The organism is Micromonospora sp. L31 (genome assembly GCF_052068075.1).
In the GTDB taxonomy this organism is placed as follows: Bacteria; Actinomycetota; Actinomycetes; order Mycobacteriales; family Micromonosporaceae; genus Micromonospora; species Micromonospora purpureochromogenes.
Map to the genome: position 1 here is coordinate 110,383 of NZ_JBQHDC010000006.1, position 20,663 is coordinate 131,045.

A 20,663-nucleotide genomic window follows, 5' to 3' on the forward strand; every position below is an offset into this window, starting at 1 on the left:
CTGATGTCGTCACCGACTCAACGCCGAGCTTGCCCATGCGCCGGGCGTCGCCGATTCGTCCACGACATCAGCTCGACAGGAAGCCGGAGGCACCCTGCCGGCTCCCGGGCTCCCGCCGGTACCCGGACGCGCCGACGGGCGGCCCCGGGCACCGGGACCGCCCGTCGGCGGGGTCCTGTCCTCAGTTGGAGCTGGCCTCGCTGGCCGGCAGCCGGACCGGCTCCACCGGCTCCGCGTCCAGGCCGGAGATCCAGCCGATGACGTTGCGCGCCACGTCCTGGGCGGTGAGCCCCAGGTCGCTGAGGATCTGCGCGCGGGTGCCGTGCGGGTGCCAGCCGGCGGGCACGCCGAGGTCGCGCAGCGGCACCCGGACGTCGGCGTCCCGCATCGACTGGGCGAGCGCGTCGCCGACGCCGCCGACCCGGACGCCGTCCTCGACGGTGACCACGAGCCGGTGCCCGGCGGCCAGCTCGACCAGCTCGGCCGGGACCGGGCGGACCCAGCGCGGGTCCACCACGGTCACGCCGTAGCCCTGCTCGGCGAGGCGGGCGGCGACCTCCATGCCCAGCTGGCCGAAGGAGCCGACCGCGACCAGCAGCACATCGGTACGCGCCGACTCGGCCAGCACGTCCACGCTGCCGATCCGGCGTACGGCCGGCAGGTCGGCGGCGACGGTGCCGGTCGGGAAGCGGATGATGGTCGGGCCGTCGTCGACGGCGACCGCCTCGCGCAGCTCCTCGCGGAGGCTGCCGGCGTCCCGGGGGGCGGCGATGCGCAGCCCAGGCACCACGCCGAAGACGGACATGTCCCAGATGCCGTAGTGGCTCGGCCCGTCCGGGCCGGTGATGCCGGCCCGGTCGAGCACGAAGGTCACCGGCAGCTTGTGCATCGCCACGTCCAGCAGGACCTGGTCGAAGGCGCGGTTGAGGAAGGTCGCGTAGACCGCCACCACCGGGTGCAGGCCGCCCATCGCCAGGCCGGCGGCCGAGGTGGCGGCGTGCTGCTCGGCGATGCCGACGTCGTACACCCGCTCGGGGTGCTTGCGGGCCAGGGTGGCGATGCCGGTGGGCTCGGCCATGGCGGCGGTGATGCCGACCACGTCGGGGCGCTCGTCGGCGATGGCCACCAGCTCGTCGGCGAAGACCTGGGTCCACTTCACCGACGGGGCGGCGAGCAGCTTGCCGGTCTCGGCGTCGAAGGCGCCCGGGCCGTGCAGGCAGTCCGCCTCGTCCTCCTCGGCGGGGCGGTAGCCGTAGCCCTTGCGGGTGACCGCGTGCACGATCACCGGGCCGCCGAAGTTCTTCGCGGCGCGCAGCGACGACTCGACGGCGGCGATGTCGTGCCCGTCGACCGGGCCGACGTACTTGATGCCGAGGTCCTCGAACATCGCCTGCGGGGCGACCGCGTCCTTGATGCCCTTCTTGACCGCGTGCAGCACCTCGTACATCGGCTTGCCGACCAGCGGGGTGGAGCCGAGGGCGTCCTTGACGGTGTCGAGGACCTTCTCGTAGCCGGGGTTGAGCCGCAGCGAGGAGAGGTGGTCGGCGAGGCCGCCGATGGTCGGCGAGTAGGACCGGCCGTTGTCGTTGACCACGATGACGAGGGGGTTGCCGGCGGTGGCGATGTTGTTCAGCGCCTCCCAGCACATGCCGCCGGTGAGCGCGCCGTCGCCGACGACGGCGACCACGCTGCGCTGCTCGCCGCGCAGGGCGTACGCCTTGGCCAGCCCGTCGGCGTACGACAGGGCGGTGGAGGCGTGCGAGTTCTCGATCAGGTCGTGCTCGCTCTCGGCCTGGCTGGGGTAGCCGGAGAGCCCACCGCGCTGGCGCAGCTTGTCGAAGCCGTCCTGCCGCCCGGTGAGGATCTTGTGCACGTACGACTGGTGGCCGGTGTCGAACAGGAGCCGGTCGCGGGGAGAGTCGAAGACCCGGTGCATCGCCAGGGTGAGTTCCACCACGCCCAGGTTGGGGCCGACGTGCCCGCCGGTGCGGGAGACCTTGGCGATCAGGAAGTCACGGATCTCGGCGGCGAGGATGTCCAGCTGCTCGGCGGTCATCCGCTTGACGTCCTGCGGACCGCGGACGGCGCCCAGCAGCCGACCGTGGTTGGCCGTGCCCTCTTCAACACTCATGAGCGAAGAGTCTATCGGCCGCCCGCCGCACCGCAGCTCGGCCGTGGATCATCCCAGCTGGTTCCCAGGTTCAGCCCACGACGACCAGCCGCCGCGGCGGCGTGGGCGGGGTGGCGCCGTGCGGCGGCCCGGCCGGCGTCCAGGCGCCCAGCACGGCGGCCCGGCGGGCGCCGGTGACCGAGGGGATCGCCCCGGGCAGGCCGTGCCAGGAGAGCCAGCCGAGCAGGGCGAACGCGTACGCCTCCTTGGCCTGAACGGGGACACCCAGCTCGTCGGTGGTGCGCAGCCGCCAGCGCCCGGCCCCGAGGGCGGTCAGCCGGCCCAGCAGGGTGGGGTTGCGCACTCCCCCGCCGGCGGCGACCACCTCGGTGACCCGGTGCCGGTCGCACGCGGCGGCGACCGTGCGGGCGGTCAGCTCGGTCAGGGTGGCCAGCACGTCGTCCGGGGCCACCGGCTCGCCCAGCGCGGTCAGCCGGTCGGCCAGGTAGCCGGCGTGGAAGAGCTCCTTGCCGGTGGACTTGGGGGGCGGCGCGGCGTAGTACGGCTCGGCGAGCAGCGCGTCCAGCAGGCCGGCGTGCACCCGGCCGGCGGCCGCGCGGGCGCCGTCGAGGTCGCAGGGGCGGCCGAGGAGCCGCCGGGCCGCCGCGTCGAGCAGCGCGTTGGCCGGACCGACGTCGTACCCGAGGACCGGCGCGCCCGGGGCGACGACGGTGAGGTTGGCGATGCCGCCGAGGTTGAGCGCGGCCCGGGGCCCGCCGGCCGCGTCGAGCAGCAGCGCGTCGAAGGCCGGGACCAGCGGCGCGCCCTGACCGCCGGCAGCGACGTCCGCCGAGCGCAGGTCTGCCAGCACGGGTACGCCGACCCGGGCGGCCACCCGCGCCGGCGCGCCGAGCTGGAGGGTGCCCCGGGTGGCGCCGCCCTCGACCCAGTGGAAGACGGTCTGGCCGGGCGAGACCACCAGGTCGGCGCGCCCGCCGGCCAGCTCGACGCCGAGCGCGGCGGCGGCGGCGAAGACCTCGCCGAGGGCGTTGTCCAGCCGGCAGACCGCCTCGATCGTGGTGGCCGCCGGGGGCAGCAGCGCGCCGATCGACTCGCGCAGGGCGTCGTCGTAGTCCAGCCCCCGGTGCCCGAGCGGACGCATCCGCAGGGTGTCGCCGTCGGTGGTGAACTCCGCGGCGACCACGTCCACCCCGTCGTACGAGGTGCCGGACATCAACCCGACGATCTTCATCGGGTCAGGCTGTCACCGTGCGGGCGGCAGGAGCAACCCGACCAGCTCGACGTGCTGGGTCATCGGGAACAGGTCGTACCCGCGCAGCCCGGCGAGCCGCCAGCCGAGCCCGGCGAAGGTGCGCACGTCCCGGGCGAAGGCGGCCGGGTCGCAGGCCACGTACGCGACGGCGCGCGGCCGGGCGGCGACCACGTCCCGCACCACCGGCGCGCCGGCGCCGGAGCGGGGCGGGTCGAGCACCACCAGGTCGACCGGGCCGGTGACCCGGCGGCGGGCCAGCGCGGTCTCCACCCGGGCGGCCACCACCTCCACCCGGGGCAGGTCGGCCAGGTTCTCCCGGGCGGCGGCGACCCCCTGCGCGGAGGACTCGACCAGGGTGATCCGCGCCTGCGGGCCGACCCGGCCGGCGAGGGCGGCGGCGAAGAGGCCGGCCCCGCCGTACAAGTCCCAGGCGGACTCGCCGGGGCGCGGGTCGAGCAGGTCGAGCACCGCCCCGACGAGGGTGTCGGCGGCGGCCGGGTGCACCTGCCAGAACCCGGCGGCGGGCAGCGTCCAGTCCCGGCCGGCAGCCACCTCGCGGACGGTCTGCGGCCCGCTGACTCCAGTGGCCACCCCCTCGGTGACGGCGGCGACGCTGACGTCCCCGCCGGTGGAGGCGACGGTCTCGACCGCCTCGGCGTCCGGCCAGCGCGCGCCGGACGGGGTGAGCACCGGCAGCTCCCGGATCGCCGGGTGGGCGATCCGGCACCAGTCGATCGGCACCACCTCGTGCGAGCGGTGCTTGAGCAGCCCGGCCCGGCCGGCGGCGTCGACGGCGTACCGGACCCGGGAGCGCCAACCGAGCGGCCCGCCGGGCAGCGCCTCGACGGCCACCCCGAGCGCGTCCACCTCGGCGTCGGTGAGCCCGCCCAGGCGGGTGAGCTGCTCGCGCACCACGGCGGTCTTCCAGTCCAGCTGGGCGGCGGGGGTGACGTGTTGCAGGTCACAGCCTCCGCAGCGGCCGGGTTTCGCCCACGGGCAGGGCTGCTCGACCCGGTCCGGGGAGGCGGTCAGGATCTCCACCGCGTCGGCGCGGGCGAAGCCCTTGTGCAGCTCGGTGACCTCGGCGATCACCCGCTCGCCGGGCAGCGCGTGCCGGACGAAGACCACCTGGCCGTCGACCCGGGCCACGCAGTGCCCGCCGGGGGCGACCGCGCCGACGGTCAGCTCGACCCGCTCGGCCTCCTCCAGCCCGCGCCGCTCCTCCGTGCCCGGCCCGCCGCCGGTCGGGCCGGTCACGGCCGGTCCCCGCTCGACGGGCCGCTCTCGCCCGGCGGGGCGGAGACGACGGGCGGGACGCTCGGCGGCAGGGTGCTGCGCGGGGCCACCCGCGGCCCGCGGGCCGGGGTCCGGCTCAGCGTGGCGTCGAGGCGGTCCAGGTTCTTGCTGGCGGTCGAGGCGAGCTGCCAGGGCACGCTGGTCACCATCACGCCCGGCTCGAAGAGCAGCCGCCCCTTGAGGCGCAGCGCGCTCTGGTTGTGCAGCAGGTTCTCCCACCAGCGGCCGACGACGTACTCCGGGATGAAGACGGTGACCACGTCGCGGGGCGACTCCCGGCGGGTGTTGGCCACGAAGTTGAGGATCGGCCGGGTGATCTCCCGGTACGGCGAGTCGACCACGGTGAGCGGGACGGGCACCTCGCGCTGCTCCCACTCGGCCTGGAGCTGGCGGGTGTCCTTCTCGTCGACGTTCACCGTCACCGCGGTCAGCGTGTCCGGCCGGGTGGCCCGGGCGTACGCGATGGCCCGCAGGGTCGGCTGGTGCAGCTTGCTGACCAGCACGATGGCGTGGTTGCGGGCGGGCAGCACGCCCCGGACCTCGGTCGGCTCCAGCTCGGCGGCGACCCGGTCGTAGTGCCGGCGGATGGCGAGCATCACCAGGTAGATCACCGCCATCGCGGCGATCGCGATCCAGGCGCCGAGCAGGAACTTGGTGAGCAGCACGATGACCAGGACGGTGCCGGTCATCACCATGCCGAAGGTGTTGATCGCCCGGGACCGGATCATCCGCCGCCGCGCCTCCGGGTCCCGCTCGGTGCGCAGGTGCCGGTTCCAGTGCCGGATCATGCCGGCCTGGGAGAGCGTGAACGAGACGAACACCCCGACGATGTAGAGCTGGATCAGCTTGGTGACCTCGGCCTGGAAGCCGACGATCAGCACGATGGCGAAGACGGCGAGGAAGACGATGCCGTTGGAGAAGGCCAGCCGGTCGCCCCGGGTGTGGAACTGTCGGGGCAGGTAGCGGTCCTGGGCCAGGATCGAGCCGAGCACCGGGAAGCCGTTGAACGCGGTGTTCGCCGCCAGGAAGAGGATCAGCGCGGTCGCCCCGGCCACCACGTAGAGCAGGATCGAGCCGGAGCCGAAGACGGTCTCACCGAGCTGGGTGGTGACGGTCTTCTGCACGTAGCCCTCGGGGCCGGAGACGATCTGCAGCTCCGGGTTCTCCACGAACTGCAGGCCGGTCAGCCGGGACAGCCAGATGATGCCGACCAGCATGGCGACCGCGATGGTGCCGAGCAGCAGCAGGGTGGTCGCCGCGTTGCGGCTCTTGGGCGCCTTGAACGCGGGCACCCCGTTGGAGATGGCCTCCACACCGGTGAGCGCGGCGCAGCCCGAGGAGAAGGTCCGCAGCAGCAGGAAGATCAGGGCGAACCCGGTCACGCTGTGCTCGGCCTGGATCTCCAGCCCGGCGCTGGGCGCCAGCAGGTCGTCGCCGAGCACGAAGATCCGGACCAGCCCGGTGAGGATCATCCCGACCATCACGATGATGAAACCGTAGGTGGGGATCGCGAAGGCGGTGCCCGACTCGCGAAGACCGCGCAGGTTCATCGCGGTGAGCAGCACCACCGCGACGACGGCGATGAGCACCTTGTGGGTGGCCACGAAGGGCACCACCGAGCCCAGGTTCGCCACCCCGGAGGAGACCGACACCGCGACGGTGAGCACGTAGTCGACCATCAGCGCGCTGCCCACGGCCAGACCGGCCCGCGGCCCGAGGTTGACGGTGGCCACCTCGTAGTCGCCGCCGCCCGACGGGTAGGCGTGCACGTTCTGCCGGTAGCTGGCGACCACGGTGAGCATCACCACGACCACCGCGAGGGCGATCCACGGCGAGAAGAGGAACGCCGACGCCCCGGCGATCGACAGCGTCAGCAGGATCTCGTCCGGCGCGTACGCCACGCTGGAGAGGGCGTCGGAGGCGAAGACCGGCAGGGCGATGCGCTTGGGAAGGAGGGTGTGCTGGAGCCGGTCGGACCGGAAGGGTCGACCGACGAGGAGTCGCTTCAGCAGCGAGGTGGGACTGGCCACAAGCGCTAAGGGTACGACCACCGCACGCCGAACGTCGGGGGTGCCTGATCACCACCCCGCGCACCCGCGCGGTACGGTCGGTCCCCCGTCGGCTCGGCGGACGTGGCACGCTCGCAGAGAGCGCCGCCGTCCGCCGAACGGGCGGCACCTTTGGGAGGGACACCAGTGCATGTCGTGATCATGGGCTGTGGCCGGGTCGGCTCGACCCTCGCCCACAGCCTGGAGTCCCGGGGTCACTCGGTGGCGGTGATCGACCAGGACGCCGACGCGTTCCGCCGCCTCGGGCCCGACTTCGCCGGCATCACCGTCACCGGCGCCGGCTTCGACGGCGAGGTGCTGCGCCAGGCCGGCATCGAGCGGGCGGACGCCTTCGCCGCCGTCTCCAGCGGCGACAACTCCAACATCATCTCGGCCCGCCTGGCCCGCGAGACGTTCGGCGTCTCCCGGGTCGCCGCCCGCATCTACGACCAGCGCCGGGCGCAGGTCTACGAGCGGCTCGGCATCCCCACCGTGGCCACCGTCCGGTGGACGGCCGACCGGATGCTTCGGCACCTGGTCCCCGAGGGCAACATCGAGATCTTCCGCGACCCCACCAGCACCGTCTCGATCGTCGAGGTGCCGGTGCACAAGGAGTGGGTCGGGCGACCGCTGCACCAGCTGGAGGAGGCGGCCGGCGCGCGGGTGGCGTACCTGATCCGCTTCGGCATCGGCACGCTGCCCACCACCTCCACCGTCGTGCAGGAGGGTGACCAGCTCTACGTGCTGGTCACCGACGACATCGCCGCCTCGGTCACCGCGGTGGCCGCGGCGCCGCCCGAAGGAGGGCTCTGAGCATGCGGATCGCCATCGCCGGTGCCGGCAACGTCGGCCGGTCGATCGCCCAGGAGCTGATCGACAACGGCCACCAGGTGATGCTGATCGAGCGCCAGCCCCGGATGCTGCGCCCGGACCGGGTGCCGGCCGCCGACTGGGTGCTGGCCGACGCGTGCGAGCTGACCAGCCTGGAGGAGGCCAACGTCGCCGGCTGCGACGTGGTCGTCGCGGCGACCGGCGACGACAAGGTCAACCTGGTGGTGTCGCTGCTGGCCAAGACCGAGTTCGCGGTGCCCCGGGTGGTCGCCCGGGTCAACCGGGCCGAGAACGAGTGGCTCTTCACCGAGCAGTGGGGCGTCGACGTGGCGGTCAGCAAGCCGCGGGTGATGGCCGCGCTGGTCGAGGAGGCGGTCACCGTCGGCGACCTGGTCCGGCTGATGACCTTCCGGCAGGGCGAGGCGAACCTGGTCGAGATCACCCTGCCGCCGACCGCGCCCTACGTCGGCCAGCCGATCCACGCGGTGCCGATCCCCCGGGACGCCGCGCTGGTGGCGATCCTGCGCGGCAAGCGGGTGCTGGTGCCCAGCCCGGACGACCCGATCGAGGCCGGCGACGAGCTGATCTTCGTCTGCACCGCCGAGGTGGAGGACCAGGTCCGCGCGGTGATCCTCGGCCCCGACAGCGTCGAGCGGACCCGCGGCAAGGGCTGAGCCGGCCGGCGTTCAGCCGGGCGCCCAGCGGGGGCAGGGACGGCCGGGCAGACCGGCCGAGCCCGCCGCCCGGACAGGTGGCCGGACGGGCTCAGGCGCCGGGCAGCGGCGCGCCCTCCCGGGTCACCCGGCGGACCGCCCAGACGGTGATCAGCAGCAGCAGCGCGTACGGCGGGTAGCCCAGCGCCAGCCGGGCCACGCCCAGCGCGGTGTCCTGATGGGCCAGGTAGAGCCCGGCCTGCACGCCGACCTTGGCCAGCCAGACCACGCCCCAGAGCACGGTGAGCTGGGTGAAGGTGCGCACCAGCCGGGGATCGTCGCGCCACTCGGAGCGCCCCTTGGCGACCAGCACCGACCAGATCCAGCCGACCAGCGGCTGGCGGATCGCCGCCGAGATCAGCAGGGCCACCCCGTAGGCGATGCCGTAGAGGATGCCGGGGAGGTAGAAGTCCCGCTCGTCGCCGGTACGCCAGGCGATGAACGCGCCGATGCCGATGCCGACGAGGCCGTTGACCGCGTGCCGGACCGGACGCCGCTGGGCCAGCCGCGCGACGGCGATCAGCACCGCCACCCCGACCGAGGCGATCACGGCGGGCCGCAGGTCGCCCACCATGTTGGCGAGCACGAAGACCAGCACGGGGATGCTGGACTCGACCAGGCCCCGCCAGCCGCCGAGCTGGTCGGCCATCTGCTCGGCGAGGCTGGGCAGCTGCCCGTCGTCCTCCGGGTGCGGCGCGGTGGCCGGCTGCTGTCCCGTCGTCACTTCGGCGACTCCAGCTCGTAGTACGGGTTGTAGATGACCTTGCGGTCGTCCCGGACAGCCACCCGGCCGCGGGCGGTGAGGTGCCGCCCCGGCTCGATGCCGGCGATGTGCCGCCGGCCCAGCCAGACCAGGGTCACCACGTCGCTGCCGTCGTAGAGGTCCGCCTCCAGGGTGGGCAGGTTGGTCCGCGGGGTGTAGACCACCGTGCGGAGCCGGCCGGTGACCGAGACCACCTGGCCGCGCGTGCACTGCCGGGCCGGCACCCCGCCGCACTCGGCGCTCTCCCGCTGCAGCTCCTGCGCCTCGATCTCGGCCTCGCTCGCGGTGAGCCGCCGCAGGATGCGCCGCAGCGACACCCGGCCCTCGTCGGTCGTCATGACCTCCGCGCCACCCTCTCCACGCTGACCGGCCCGCGCCGGCACTGGCCCGGCCCCGCCGATGCCGGAACCGTCCCGCCAGCGTACGCCGATCCCGCCGGCCGGACCGGTCCGGCGTACCCGCCACGGCGGGCGGCCGGGCGGAGCCGGCCGGACCCGATCCACCGGCCCCCGGCGACGGGCGGGCCCGCCCGGGGCGGGCGGAGCCGGGCGGGACCGGCCCGGGTGCGCCGTCGTGTGTGTCAGGGGCGGCCGGACACGGCACCGGGCCCGGCTCCGTCGGTGGACGGTGCCGGGCCCGGTGAGTGGTCGTTGCCGTGCCGGTCAGGCCTCGCGCGGGGCGGGTGCCGGAGCGCCGCCCTCGCCGCCATCGCCCCCCTCGGCCTGCTCGGCGACCTCGCGGGGCAGGCGCAGCGGCAGCGGCTCGCGCACCGGCTTCGCCTCCTGCCCCCGGTCGACGACCAGGCCGTCCAGGCACTCGGCCAGCGGCCCGGCCGCGACCGGGTCGGTGGCGGCGGCGCCCTGGTAGACGCCGCGGACCATCCAGCGCGGCCCGTCGATGCCGACGAAACGCAGGTCGGTCAGGCCGTCCGGGGTGCGTACCCGGGCGCGCAGCTCGGTGCCGTACTCGCCCTCGACCTCCTGGGCGGCGGCGCCGTCGGTGAAGAGGGACTGGCGGATCTCCTCACGCACCTCGTCCCAGATGCCCTCGGAGCGGGGCGCGGCGAAGACCCCGAGCTGGAGGGCGTTCTCCCCGTGCACCAGCACGACCTGCTGGATCACGCCCTGCGGGTCGGCCTGCACGCGCACCTCGACGCCGGGCACCGCCGGGATGTGCAGGCTGCCCAGGTCGAGCCGCTCCACGCCGTCCGGCGCCTCCGAGCTGTCGTACGGGCCGCGCGAGGGACCCGTCGGCTCGGCGTCGTACGAGTCGAGGACCTCGGCAGCCCGCTCGTCACGGGCACCCCGCCCGCCGTCGGCCCGCTTCCGGCTGAAGATCACTGCGCCCACCCTCCGCTGTTCGCACTCACCCTGCCACCTCTTCCGTCTGTCCGCCCGCCCGGTCGGGATCTTCCCGTCGACCGGTCGCGGGCGGCGGCACCAGACCGGCGTGTCCGCCGGTCGAGCCGTGTCCACCGGCCCCGCGCCGCGACCCGGGCAGCTCGGCCACCGGCTGGAAATCCGCCCGCTCCACCCGCTGGACAACGAGCTGCGCGATGCGATCGCCACGGGAGATCTTCGCCGGCGTGTCCCGATCATGGTTGATCAGGTTGACCAGGATCTCACCCCGGTAGCCGGCGTCGACCGTACCGGGCGCGTTGAGCACCGTCACGCCGAGCCTGGCGGCCAGGCCGGAGCGCGGGTGCACCAGGCCGACGTACCCCTCCGGCAACGCCAGCGCCACCCCGGTCGGGACCAGGGCCCGGCCGCCGGGAGGCAGCTCGACGTCCGCGGCGGCCACCAGGTCGGCGCCGGCGTCACCGGGATGGGCGTACGCGGGCAGCGGCAGCTCCGGGTCGAGCTGCCGCACGGGCACGGGTACGACGTGGGTCACGGTGCTCCCTCTTCCGTCGGGTTCGTGGGGGTGGCCCTGCCATCCTGCCGGGTCGGACGGTCACCGCGCGCCGTACCCTCGCAGGTGTGAGCGTGTCGCCTTCCCCGTCCTCGCCGGCCCCGCGCACCGCGGCGGCCGTGGAGCACTCCGAACGGCTGAGTCTGCCCTGGTGGCTCTGGGTGGTCGGGCTGGCCCTGTCCGGGCTGCTGGCCGCCGAGGTGTGGATGGGCGCCCCCGGGGTGCGGGCCTGGCTGCCCTTCGTGGTCCTCCCGCCGGCCACGGCGGTCGCGCTGTGGTGGCTGGGCCGGGTCCGGGTGGCGGTGCGCGACGGCGAGCTGTTCGTGGACGACGCCCACCTGCCGGTGCGGTACGTGGCGGACGTGGTCCCGTTGGACGCCGCCGGGCGGCGCGAGGTCCTCGGCGTGGGCGCCGATCCGCTGGCCTTCGTGGTGCAGCGGCCCTGGATCGGCGGCGCGGTGCAGGTGGTGCTGGACGATCCCGCCGACCCGACCCCGTTCTGGGTGGTCAGCACCCGTCACCCGGTCGAGCTGGCCCGCGCGGTCATGGCCGCCCGCGACGCGGCCTGACTCCTCAGGGCAGGGCCCGCCGGCCACCGGGCAGCGCCCCGCCCTTGCGGCGCAGGTCCCGGCGGATCTCGTCGGCGAGGGTCCTGGTGGCCCGCCGGTTGAGGTAGCTGGCCACGGCCGCGCCGGTGAGGAACGGCCCCAGCGTGGTCAGGTTGCGCCCGAACCGCTTGAGCATGGTGTCCCGCAGCTCCCTGCGGGCCGCGGTGCCGAGCACCGCACCGACGCCCACCCCGGGCGTCATCGGGTTGATCCCGCGTTGGTTGGCCCAGGACTGCACCAGGGCGATCGCCCGCTGGCTGCCGCCGGTGGGCAGCGGCACGTGGTAGACCTCGTGCAGCTCGCCGATGAGCTTCAACTCGATCGCCACCACGGCGACGGTCTCGGCGGCCAGCAGCACGGGCGCCGAGAGCAGGGTCGGGGTGGCCACCCACTCCACGGCGGCGACGCCGCCCCCGGCCGCACCCACCCCGGCGGTGGCCCGGGCGGCGTTGCGCACCAGCCGGTCGGCGAGCGCCTCGTCGTCCAGCCCGGGGAAGTGCCGGCGCAGCGTGGCCAGGTCCCGGACGGGGATGTGCGGCGCCACGTCGGAGACCGTGTCGGTCATCCAGCGCAGCGCGGCCTTCGGCTTGAACAGGTCGGCCAGCCCGCGGGCGCGCGCCAGCCCGACCAGCCGGGTGAGCAGTTGGCGGCGGCGGGCCGGCTCGATGTCGTCGGCGGTCAGCGCGGCGACGGTGGCACCAAGCTCCTCAGCGGCCCGGTCGGCCGGCTCCGGTGTGCCGGACGGCACGTCGACGGGGCCGCCGGCCGCTCCGGCCGCGCCACCGGACGTCCGGTCGGCGATCGTGTCGGTCATCCTGCGCAGCGCGGCCTTCGGCTTGATCCGGTCGGCCACCCCGCGGGCGCGCGCCAGCCCGTCCAGCCGGGTGAGCAGTTGGCGGCGGCGAGCCGGCTCGATGTCGTCGGCGGTCAGCGCGGCGCCGGTGGCATCGAGTTCCTCAGCGGCCCGGTCGGCCGATTCCGGCGTGCCGGACGGCACGTCGACGGAGCCGCCGGCCGCTCCGGCCGCGCCACCGGACGTCCGGTCGGCGCCGGGCGGTGCCGTCTCCCGGGCACCGGTGGCCCCGGTGCGCGGGTCGCCGGCGACGTCCGGGCGGTGGGTGGCATCTGACTCCGGACGCGTCGTGGCTCCCGGCTGCGCCGGGGCGTCCGCCCCGGCGCCGGGGCGCGGCCCGGTCGGCGTACCCCCCGCCGACCCACCGGCCCGCTCGTCGCGTTCGCTCATGCCGCCCGACCTCCCGTGCTCCCGGCGGCGTGGTCACCGCCCGTTACGAGTCAAGCAGCTCCCCGCCGCCCCCGCACGGCAGCTCGGGCAGCGGCGGCCCCATCGTGGCGGCCGCCGCCGATGTGCGGTTCAGGGTCAGACGCACTCGCGGCAGATCAGCTCGCCGTTGCGCTCGACCGCCAGCTGGCTCCGGTGGTGGACCAGGAAGCAGCGGCCGCAACGGAACTCGTCCTGCTGCATCGGCAGGACCTTGACGGTCAGCTCCTCGTCGGCCAGGTCAGCGCCGGGCAGCTCGAAGCTCTCGGCCACCTCGGCCTCGTCGACGTCCACGGCGCCCGACTGTGAGTCGACCCGCCGGGCCTTGAGCTCTTCCAGGCTGTCCTCGCCGAGGTCGACCTCGTCGCGACGCGGGGCGTCGTAGTCGGTGGCCATCGGTTCACTCTCCCATATCGATATTGTCGCTTCCGGTTGTAACGCCGGACGACGTTGTTTCGGTTCCCACTGGCCGGCCACCCTTTGTGTCGGTCACCCGACCGCCGGCCGCTCTGGCCGGAGGCCGACAGGGGCCTCCCCCAGCGAGCGCGGAACCTTACCCCCCTCGGGCGAGGCATGTATACCGCCCTCGTGGCTGAGATGTACGCCCCAGCACCCCGAGTTGTTCCCAATGTGACTCAGGCGACACGAAGATAGGGGTAGTAGTACCCGCTTCCTGGATGGCGCGCCGGCATGTCGGACTGTTTCCACGCGACGGTCGGACAACCGTTAACCTCAGCGGCGTACTCGACGGCCGGCGGGGCGGCCCGACCACCGGCTGGCCGCCGCCACCCATCACTGTCCGGGAGCGCCCAGATGAGTTTTGCGCGAGTGCGAGCACTCGTTGTCGTCGGTCTGCTGGCGGTGGTCGCCCTGGTCTTCGTCGTCGTCGCCATGGTGCGGGACACGCAGGGCGAGGCGGGCGCCGCCGGGGGCTGCCCCGAGGGCTGGCCGCTCGCTGACATCACCCTGCGCGAGCCGAAGGACGTGAAGATCAACGTCTTCAACGCCACCGACCAGATCGGTCTGGCCGGCAACATCGCCGACGACTTCCGCAACCGGAAGTTCCAGGTGAAGAAGACGGCCACCGCGCCGAAGGGCGTCGACGAGGTGGCACTGCTGCGCTACGGCCCCAAGGGCGTCGGCTCCGCGCACCTGCTGCGGGCCTATTTCCTGAACAACGCCGAGCCCGTGTACGACGCCAAGCGCAAGGACGACACCGTCGACGTCGTGCTGGGCAACGGCTTCCAGCAGCTGGCCACCACCACCGAGGTGAACCAGTCCCTGGGCGACCTGGGCGCGCCCGAGGCGCCGGCCGGCTCCTGCCCCATGCCGGTCGAGAAGTGACCGTTCCGCCGGGCCGGGCCGGCGGACCGACCGGACTGATCTGACCGAAATGGCGGTGTCCCCGGGGACACCGCCATTTCGCTGTCGGAGATTCGGCCCGTTCGCGCCGGTCGCCGTGACCGCCGTCCCGGCTCCGGTCGCAGAGCGGACCGGCCGCGTCGGCCGGGTGGTCAAGGGCCGCCGGAGGCCCCGGCGCGTCGGCCGGGGTCCGGGTGGTCAGGGGCCGCCGGAGGCCCCGGCGCGTCGGCCGGGGTCCGGGCGGTCAGGGGCCGCCGGAAGCGTCGAGGTCGGCGAGCCGGTCGTGCAGCGGCGCGTACAGCGCCGGCGGCGCGGCGATCACCAGGTCCGGGCCGGCCGGCAGGCCGCGCAGGCCGGAGACCCGCAGCCCCGCCTCGGCGGCGACCAGGCCGCCGGCCGCCAGGTCCCAGGCGGCCAGCCCCTTCTCGTAGTAGGCGTCCACCCGCCCCTCGGCGGCCAGGCAGAGGTCCAGCGCGGCGGCGCCGAGCCGGCGGATGTCGCGGACGTGCGGGATCAGCTCGGCGATCACCCGGGCCTGGTGCGAGCGGCGCGCCGGGTCGTAGCCGAACCCGGTGGCGACCAGCGCCTGCCCCAGGTCGGCCTCGGTGGAGCAGCTCAGCCGTCGGCCGTCACGCCAGGCGCCGCCGCCCGCGGTGGCGGTCCACTCCTCGCCGGTGAACACGTTGCGCACCACCCCGGCGACCACCTCGCCGTCGACCTCGGCGGCCAGCGACACCGCGCAGTACGGCAGTCCGTAGAGGTAGTTCACCGTGCCGTCGATCGGGTCGATGATCCAGCGCACCCCGCTGGCCGCACCGCCGTCGGCCGCCCCGGCGCCGTACTCCTCGCCGAGGACGGCGTCGTCGGGGCGTACCCGGTGCAGCGCGTCGAGGACCTGGCGCTCGACGGCGCGGTCCGCGGCGGTGACGACGTCCGTGACGGTGCTCTTGGTCGCGGCGACGGACACCCCCTCGGCGCGCATCCGGTGCGCGGTGGCCGCGGCCTGCCGGGCGACCTCGATCGCGATCGCGAGCAGTTCGGCCGGTGCCGGCGCCGAATGAGTCATGGTTCGTCCCCTTCCCGCACGATCGGGACGCCCCGCCGTGCGCGCGGGTATCATCCTTACAAAGTCCACATCTGCGCCGAATCGGCGGTCCCCGCCGCCGGTACGCCGTGCGCCGCAGGATGATCGCCGCAGACGGCGTTACAATTCACCCTGCCCACGCGCCACGGACCGCCGCCGGACGGCCGGCCCGGGACACGGGGGTCCCTCAACGACATCGCCCGGCACGGTCGCCCCACGCTGCGCCGGACGACCCGGCCGTGCCCGCTCTTCGCCTCCGGAAGGTCATTCGTGACAGAACCCCGCCAGACCGGCGCCGACGTTCGCTCGCTCACCGACACCCTGATCGCCCACGCGCAGAGCGCCGGCGGCCAGTTGACGTCGGCCCAGCTCGCGCGCACCGTCGAGTCCGCTGAGGTGACCCCGGCCCAGGCCAAGAAGATCCTGCGGGCGCTCTCCGAGGCGGGGGTGACCGTGGTCGTGGACGGCTCGGCCAGCACCCGTCGCCGGGTCGCCGCGGCCCGGTCCGCCACCCCGGCCTCGCGTGCCACCACCGCCAAGACCACCAAGAAGGCCGCCGCGCCCGCCCCCAAGCAGGCGCCCGCCGCCGACGAGGCCCCGGCGCCCGCCCCGCGCAAGGCGGCGCCGCGCAAGGCCGCCGCCACCACCGCCGACGTGGCCGCCAAGGCCGCCGCGCCGGCCGCCAAGGCGACCAAGTCCACCCGCGCCACCAAGGCGACGGTGGCCGCGGCCGGCAAGGCCACCAAGGCCGCCGCCGGCAAGGCCAAGGGCGAGGGCGCCGAGGGTGCCGAGGGCGAGATCGACCCCGAGGAGCTCGCGGCCGCGATCGAGGACGTGGTGGTCGAGGAGCCGGCCGAGCTGACCAAGGCCGCCGAGGCCGATGCGGCCAGCTCCGCCACGGACAACGACTTCGAGTGGGACGACGAGGAGTCCGAGGCGCTCAAGCAGGCGCGCCGCGACGCCGAGCTCACCGCCTCGGCCGACTCCGTCCGGGCGTACCTCAAGCAGATCGGCAAGGTCCCGCTGCTCAACGCGGAGCAGGAGGTGGAGCTCGCCAAGCGGATCGAGGCCGGGCTCTACGCCGCCGAGCGGCTGCGCGCGGCCGAGGAGGGCGAGGAGAAGCTCACCCGCGACATGCAGCGGGACCTGGGCTGGATCTCCCGCGACGGCGAGCGCGCCAAGAACCACCTGCTGGAGGCCAACCTCCGACTGGTCGTCTCGCTGGCCAAGCGCTACACCGGCCGCGGCATGGCCTTCCTGGACCTGATCCAGGAGGGCAACCTCGGTCTGATCCGCGCGGTCGAGAAGTTCGACTACACCAAGGGCTACAAGTTCTCCACGTACGCCACCTGGTGGATCCGGCAGGCGATCACCCGGGCGATGGCCGACCAGGCCCGCACCATCCGCATCCCGGTGCACATGGTCGAGGTGATCAACAAGCTCGGCCGGATCCAGCGCGAGCTGCTCCAGGACCTGGGCCGCGAGCCCACCCCGGAGGAGCTGGCCAAGGAGATGGACATCACACCGGAGAAGGTGCTGGAGATCCAGCAGTACGCCCGGGAGCCCATCTCGCTGGACCAGACCATCGGCGACGAGGGCGACAGCCAGCTCGGTGACTTCATCGAGGACTCCGAGGCCGTCGTCGCGGTCGACGCCGTCTCCTTCTCGCTGCTGCAGGACCAGCTCCAGCAGGTGCTGCAGACGCTCTCCGAGCGTGAGGCAGGCGTGGTACGCCTGCGCTTCGGCCTGACCGACGGTCAGCCGCGCACCCTGGACGAGATCGGCCAGGTGTACGGGGTGACCCGGGAGCGGATCCGGCAGATCGAGTCCAAGACCATGTCCAAGCTGCGTCACCCGTCCCGTTCCCAGGTGCTCCGCGACTACCTGGACTGACCCCTTCACGTCAACCAGCCGTGTCGGTTTGACCACTAGCCGTAGAACACTCAAAGGTGATCGGTCGGTTGCCTGTTTGTGATCGTTGACGTGGCACCCTTGACACACGGCACACTGTCTCCCTGCCAGGTGTGACCTCGGTCGCCCGCGGGCACACAGGGAAGGCAGGGCCCGACGAGGGTGTTGCACGATGGGTGAGCAACGACCGAAGAGAGTGTTCATCGGTGACGACCAGAGGAGGAAGGCGATGACCCCGACCCTCACGCCGCCGCCCGAGACGGTGGCCCCCCCGGCCGCCGATGAACGGTGCGACCGCTGCAATGCTGCCGGCAAGCTCCGGATCACTCTGGCGGGTGGGAGCGAGCTGGTGTTCTGTGGGCACCACGCGAACAAGTACGCGGAGGATCTCGTGAAGATCACCGTAAAGTACGCGACGGACCCGGAGTTCAGCTGGCGTGGCGCCGATCTGATGGCGAACTGAATCCGCAACCACATAACGACGACATAGCCGGCCGGGAGCCCCAAGGGGCTCCCGGCCGGCTTCGTCTGCGCTCACTCCCCCGCCGCGCCCCGCGCCCCGCGCCCAAGATCCGCGCACTCTCACGGAAAGCGTGGCCATTCCGCGCCGCCGAACAGCCACACTTTCCGGGAAAGTGCAGGGATCCTGACGGCCGGGACGCCCGGGGCGGATGGGTCAGAGGGTTTGGACGGTGGCGATGCGCTCTTCGAGCTGCTCGATCGTCGCCTGGGCGCTGGGCGGGCCGCCGCAGAGGCGGCGCAGCTCGGCGTGGATCTTGCCGTGCGGCTGGCCGGTGCGGTGGTGCCGGGCGGCCACCAGGGCGTTCAACTGGCGGCGCAGGGCCACCCGACGCTGGGCGGCACTCATCGGTACGGCCGGCGCCGCGGGGGCGTCAGCGGCCGGCTCAGCGGTCTGCGTGGCCGCCCGCCGGCGCTGCGCGGCGAGCTGTTCGGCCTGCCGCTTGGTGAGCAGCATGGAGACCTGGTCGGCGGTGAGCAGACCGGGCAGGCCGAGGTATTCCTCCTCCTCGGGGGTGCCGGCCTGGGCGGCGGTGCCGAAGGACGCGCCGTCGAAGATGACCTGGTCCAGCTCGGCGGTCGCGGAGAGCGCGGTGAAGCGCTTCTCCAGCTCACCGCTGGCCTGGTCGTCGCGTTGGGCGCGCTCCAGCAGGTCGTCGTCGAGGCCGTCGGACTCCTTGGGCTTGCCGAGCACGTGGTCCCGCTCGGCCTCCATCTCGCTGGCCAGCCCGAGCAGGTGCGGCACGCTGGGCACGAAGACCGAGGCGGTCTCCCCCGGCCGGCGGGCCCGCACGAAACGCCCGATCGCCTGGGCGAAGTAGAGCGGCGTGCTGGCGCTGGTGGCGTAGACGCCGACCGCCAGCCGGGGAATGTCGACTCCCTCGGACACCATCCGGACCGCGACCAGCCAGCGCTGCTCGGACGCCGCGAACGTCGCGATCCGCGCGGAGGCCCCCACGTCGTCGGAGAGCACCACCGCTGCCCTCTCGCCGGTCACCTGCTCGATCAGCTTCGCGTACGAGCGGGCGTTCTGCTGGTCGCTGGCGATGATCAGGCCACCCGCGTCCGGCATGCCGGCGTTGCGCAGCACGGTCAGCCGGGCGTCGGCGGCCCGGAGCACCTGCGGCATCCAGTCCCCGGCCGGGTCCAGGGCGGTCCGCCAGGCCTGCGCCACCAGGTCCTGCGTCATCGGCTCGCCCAGCCGCGCCGCCAGCTCGTCACCGGCGTTGGTGCGCCACCGGGTCTCCCCCGAGTACGCCAGGAAGAGCACCGGCCGGACCACGCCGTCGCGCAGCGCGTCGGAGTAGCCGTAGACCGAGTCGGCGCGGGAGCGCAACAGCCCGTCGCCGCCGCGCTCGTAGGTGACGAACGGGATGGGGTTGTCGTCGGAGCGGAACGGCGTACCGGTGAGCATCAGCCGGCGTACCGCGGGCTCGAAGGCGGCCTTGACCCCGTCGCCCCAGGACCGGGAGTCGCCGGCGTGGTGGATCTCGTCGAGGATGACCAGCGTGCGCCGGGTCATGGTGCGCCGCCGGTGCACCTGCGGGGCCATGCCGACCTGCGCGTAGGTGACGACCGCGCCGTGGAAGTCGGCGGAGGAGTGCACGTCGGCGTTGCGGAACGCGGCGTCGAGCTGGATGCCGACCCGGGCGGCGGCGCTCGCCCACTGGGTCTTCAGGTGCTCGGTCGGGGCGACCACGGTGACCGCCTCGACGGTGCCGTCCACGAGCAGCTCGGCGGCGATCCGCAGGGCGAAGGTGGTCTTGCCGGCGCCGGGCGTGGCGACCGCGGTGAAGTCGTCGGTGCGGCGGCGCAGGTACTCCACCATCGCCTTGCGCTGCCAGGCACGCAGGGGCGGGAACGTCTCTAGCGCCGGCAACCGGGCTGCCACGCGAGGCTCCTCTCCGACCGCACCATGGCGGACCCCGGCCGAGGGCCACGGGTACCGCCGCCCATGAAAACGCCTCCGCGCAGAAGATGCCGCGAAGGCCGACTCAGCATAACCAGCCCACGCCGCTCGCCCCACTCGACGCCACGCTGGTCACATCCGCCACCCCCGCCCGTTCCCCGCCCGACGCGGTTTGCGGCGTGTCGCGCCGTCCCGATCCGGGGACACCCCGACCCGCCGCAAACCGAGCGGCCGGGGCGCGACTCGCTGTCCGGCACCGGCGGCGAGGCCAGTCCGACGCGGTTTGCGGCATGTCGCGGCATCCCGGCCCGGGGACACCCCGACACGCCGCAAAGCGCGCGGGGCGGGGCGAGGGTGAAAGGGAGGCGCGAGCGGGTGGTCAGGTCTGGGGGCCGCGGACCCCGGTCTTCGGGGATCGCACCGTGGCCACCGGGGCCGACCAGCGCCGCCGCAGCGCCACCAGCCGCAGCGCGAAGACCAGCAGGGCGGCGGCGGTCAGCGGCGCCGTGCCGGCGCGTCCGGTGGCGTCGAGCAGGGCCACCGCGACCGCGCCGGCCAGCGCGGCCACCGCGTAGATCTCCCGGCGCAGCACCACCGGGATCTCGGCGGTGAGCAGGTCCCGGCCCAGCCCGCCGCCGATGGCGGTGAGCATGCCGATCACGCAGGCGCCGACCGGCGGCACGTGGGCGTCGAGTGCCTTGAGCGTGCCGGTGACGGTGAACAGCGCCAGGCCCGCCGCGTCCAGCACCAGCACGGTGGTGCGCAGCCGGGCCAGCTGCGGGTGCAGCCAGAAGACGGCGGCGGCGGTCACCGCGGCGGTGGTGGCGTACCGCCAGTCGGCGAAGGCCAGCGGGGGCACCTCGTCGATGGCCAGGTCACGGAAGATCCCGCCGCCGAGGGCGGCCACGAAGCCGACGAAGACGACGCCGAAGAGGTCGAGCCGTTTGGCCACCGCCGCGGAGGCCCCGGAGGCGGCGAAGACGGCCACCCCGGTCAGGTCGGCGAAGAGCAGGGCGGTGGAGGTCGTCACACCGCCGAAGGGTACG

General features: G+C 74.1%; 19 protein-coding genes. 6 read left to right on the forward strand and 13 right to left on the reverse strand.

Going from position 1 to position 20,663, the window contains the following annotated elements:
• Nucleotides 1-181: 181 nt before the first annotated feature.
• The 4 genes from dxs to ACTMS9_RS17985 form a co-directional block, all read right to left on the reverse strand.
• The gene (gene dxs / locus ACTMS9_RS17970) at nt 182-2,131 is read right to left on the reverse strand and encodes a 1-deoxy-D-xylulose-5-phosphate synthase (protein WP_441165526.1); all 1,950 of its coding nucleotides are present in this window, start codon (nt 2,129-2,131) and stop codon (nt 182-184) included.
• A 70-nt stretch (nt 2,132-2,201) separates the two neighbouring features.
• Nucleotides 2,202-3,362 (reverse strand): anhydro-N-acetylmuramic acid kinase, encoded by a 1,161-nt coding sequence (locus tag ACTMS9_RS17975; RefSeq protein ID WP_441165527.1) that lies wholly within the window; start codon nt 3,360-3,362, stop codon nt 2,202-2,204.
• 12 nt (nt 3,363-3,374) lie between these two features.
• A complete protein-coding gene (locus tag ACTMS9_RS17980; protein ID WP_441165528.1) occupies nt 3,375-4,640 on the reverse strand; it encodes a class I SAM-dependent RNA methyltransferase in 1,266 nt (421 codons plus the stop codon).
• A complete protein-coding gene (locus ACTMS9_RS17985; protein WP_441144214.1) occupies nt 4,637-6,709 on the reverse strand; it encodes an APC family permease in 2,073 nt (690 codons plus the stop codon). The genes ACTMS9_RS17980 and ACTMS9_RS17985 overlap by 4 nt, the downstream gene beginning before the upstream one ends.
• Nucleotides 6,710-6,874: 165 nt before the next feature.
• Between ACTMS9_RS17985 and ACTMS9_RS17990 the strand changes: the two genes are divergently transcribed.
• The gene (locus tag ACTMS9_RS17990) at nt 6,875-7,540 is read left to right on the forward strand and encodes a potassium channel family protein (protein ID WP_441144216.1); all 666 of its coding nucleotides are present in this window, start codon (nt 6,875-6,877) and stop codon (nt 7,538-7,540) included.
• 2 nt (nt 7,541-7,542) lie between these two features.
• Nucleotides 7,543-8,232, forward strand: a complete 690-nt coding sequence (locus tag ACTMS9_RS17995; RefSeq protein ID WP_154942869.1) for a potassium channel family protein — start codon at nt 7,543-7,545, stop codon at nt 8,230-8,232.
• A gap of 91 nt (nt 8,233-8,323) precedes the next feature.
• Here the strand turns inward: ACTMS9_RS17995 and ACTMS9_RS18000 are convergent, their stop codons facing one another.
• The 4 genes from ACTMS9_RS18000 to dut all read right to left on the reverse strand — a co-directional run bounded on the left by ACTMS9_RS18000 (nt 8,324) and on the right by dut (nt 10,927).
• Complete coding sequence (locus tag ACTMS9_RS18000) at nt 8,324-8,995, reverse strand: DUF3159 domain-containing protein (protein ID WP_441165529.1); 672 nt, start codon at nt 8,993-8,995, stop codon at nt 8,324-8,326.
• A complete protein-coding gene (locus tag ACTMS9_RS18005; RefSeq protein WP_154942867.1) occupies nt 8,992-9,372 on the reverse strand; it encodes an OB-fold nucleic acid binding domain-containing protein in 381 nt (126 codons plus the stop codon). The genes ACTMS9_RS18000 and ACTMS9_RS18005 overlap by 4 nt, the downstream gene beginning before the upstream one ends.
• Before the next feature lie 324 nt (nt 9,373-9,696).
• Nucleotides 9,697-10,374, reverse strand: a complete 678-nt coding sequence (locus ACTMS9_RS18010; RefSeq protein WP_441165530.1) for a DUF3710 domain-containing protein — start codon at nt 10,372-10,374, stop codon at nt 9,697-9,699.
• A gap of 25 nt (nt 10,375-10,399) precedes the next feature.
• A complete protein-coding gene (gene dut, locus ACTMS9_RS18015; RefSeq protein ID WP_154942865.1) occupies nt 10,400-10,927 on the reverse strand; it encodes a dUTP diphosphatase in 528 nt (175 codons plus the stop codon).
• 86 nt (nt 10,928-11,013) lie between these two features.
• Between dut and ACTMS9_RS18020 the strand changes: the two genes are divergently transcribed.
• Nucleotides 11,014-11,514, forward strand: a complete 501-nt coding sequence (locus tag ACTMS9_RS18020) for a DUF3093 domain-containing protein (protein ID WP_441144223.1) — start codon at nt 11,014-11,016, stop codon at nt 11,512-11,514.
• A gap of 4 nt (nt 11,515-11,518) precedes the next feature.
• Here ACTMS9_RS18020 and ACTMS9_RS18025 read toward each other — a convergent pair whose 3' ends face one another.
• Both ACTMS9_RS18025 and ACTMS9_RS18030 read right to left on the reverse strand, forming a co-directional pair.
• A complete protein-coding gene (locus ACTMS9_RS18025; protein ID WP_441144974.1) occupies nt 11,519-12,367 on the reverse strand; it encodes a hypothetical protein in 849 nt (282 codons plus the stop codon).
• 564 nt (nt 12,368-12,931) lie between these two features.
• Nucleotides 12,932-13,228 carry a DUF4193 domain-containing protein gene (locus ACTMS9_RS18030; RefSeq protein ID WP_046565779.1) on the reverse strand — a complete coding sequence of 99 codons (297 nt, stop codon included), beginning with the start codon at nt 13,226-13,228 and terminating at the stop codon, nt 12,932-12,934.
• 432 nt (nt 13,229-13,660) lie between these two features.
• Here ACTMS9_RS18030 and ACTMS9_RS18035 point away from each other — a divergent pair, with 432 nt between their 5' ends.
• Complete coding sequence (locus tag ACTMS9_RS18035; protein ID WP_441144976.1) at nt 13,661-14,176, forward strand: LytR C-terminal domain-containing protein; 516 nt, start codon at nt 13,661-13,663, stop codon at nt 14,174-14,176.
• 262 nt (nt 14,177-14,438) lie between these two features.
• Here the strand turns inward: ACTMS9_RS18035 and ACTMS9_RS18040 are convergent, their stop codons facing one another.
• On the reverse strand, nt 14,439-15,260 hold the full coding sequence (locus tag ACTMS9_RS18040; protein WP_441144225.1) for an inositol monophosphatase family protein: 822 nt from the start codon (nt 15,258-15,260) through the stop codon (nt 14,439-14,441).
• A gap of 288 nt (nt 15,261-15,548) precedes the next feature.
• On the opposite strand from ACTMS9_RS18040, the gene ACTMS9_RS18045 reads away from it, so the two are divergent.
• Both ACTMS9_RS18045 and ACTMS9_RS18050 read left to right on the forward strand, forming a co-directional pair.
• Complete coding sequence (locus ACTMS9_RS18045; RefSeq protein ID WP_441165531.1) at nt 15,549-17,171, forward strand: RNA polymerase sigma factor; 1,623 nt, start codon at nt 15,549-15,551, stop codon at nt 17,169-17,171.
• A 247-nt stretch (nt 17,172-17,418) separates the two neighbouring features.
• Nucleotides 17,419-17,652, forward strand: a complete 234-nt coding sequence (locus ACTMS9_RS18050; protein WP_088964796.1) for a DUF7455 domain-containing protein — start codon at nt 17,419-17,421, stop codon at nt 17,650-17,652.
• 213 nt (nt 17,653-17,865) lie between these two features.
• On the opposite strand, the gene ACTMS9_RS18055 is transcribed toward ACTMS9_RS18050, so the two are convergent.
• Nucleotides 17,866-19,599, reverse strand: coding sequence for a DEAD/DEAH box helicase (locus tag ACTMS9_RS18055; RefSeq protein ID WP_441165532.1), 1,734 nt, complete (start codon nt 19,597-19,599; stop codon nt 17,866-17,868).
• A gap of 397 nt (nt 19,600-19,996) precedes the next feature.
• Nucleotides 19,997-20,647 carry a trimeric intracellular cation channel family protein gene (locus tag ACTMS9_RS18060; RefSeq protein WP_441165533.1) on the reverse strand — a complete coding sequence of 217 codons (651 nt, stop codon included), beginning with the start codon at nt 20,645-20,647 and terminating at the stop codon, nt 19,997-19,999.
• Nucleotides 20,648-20,663: the final 16 nt, after the last annotated feature.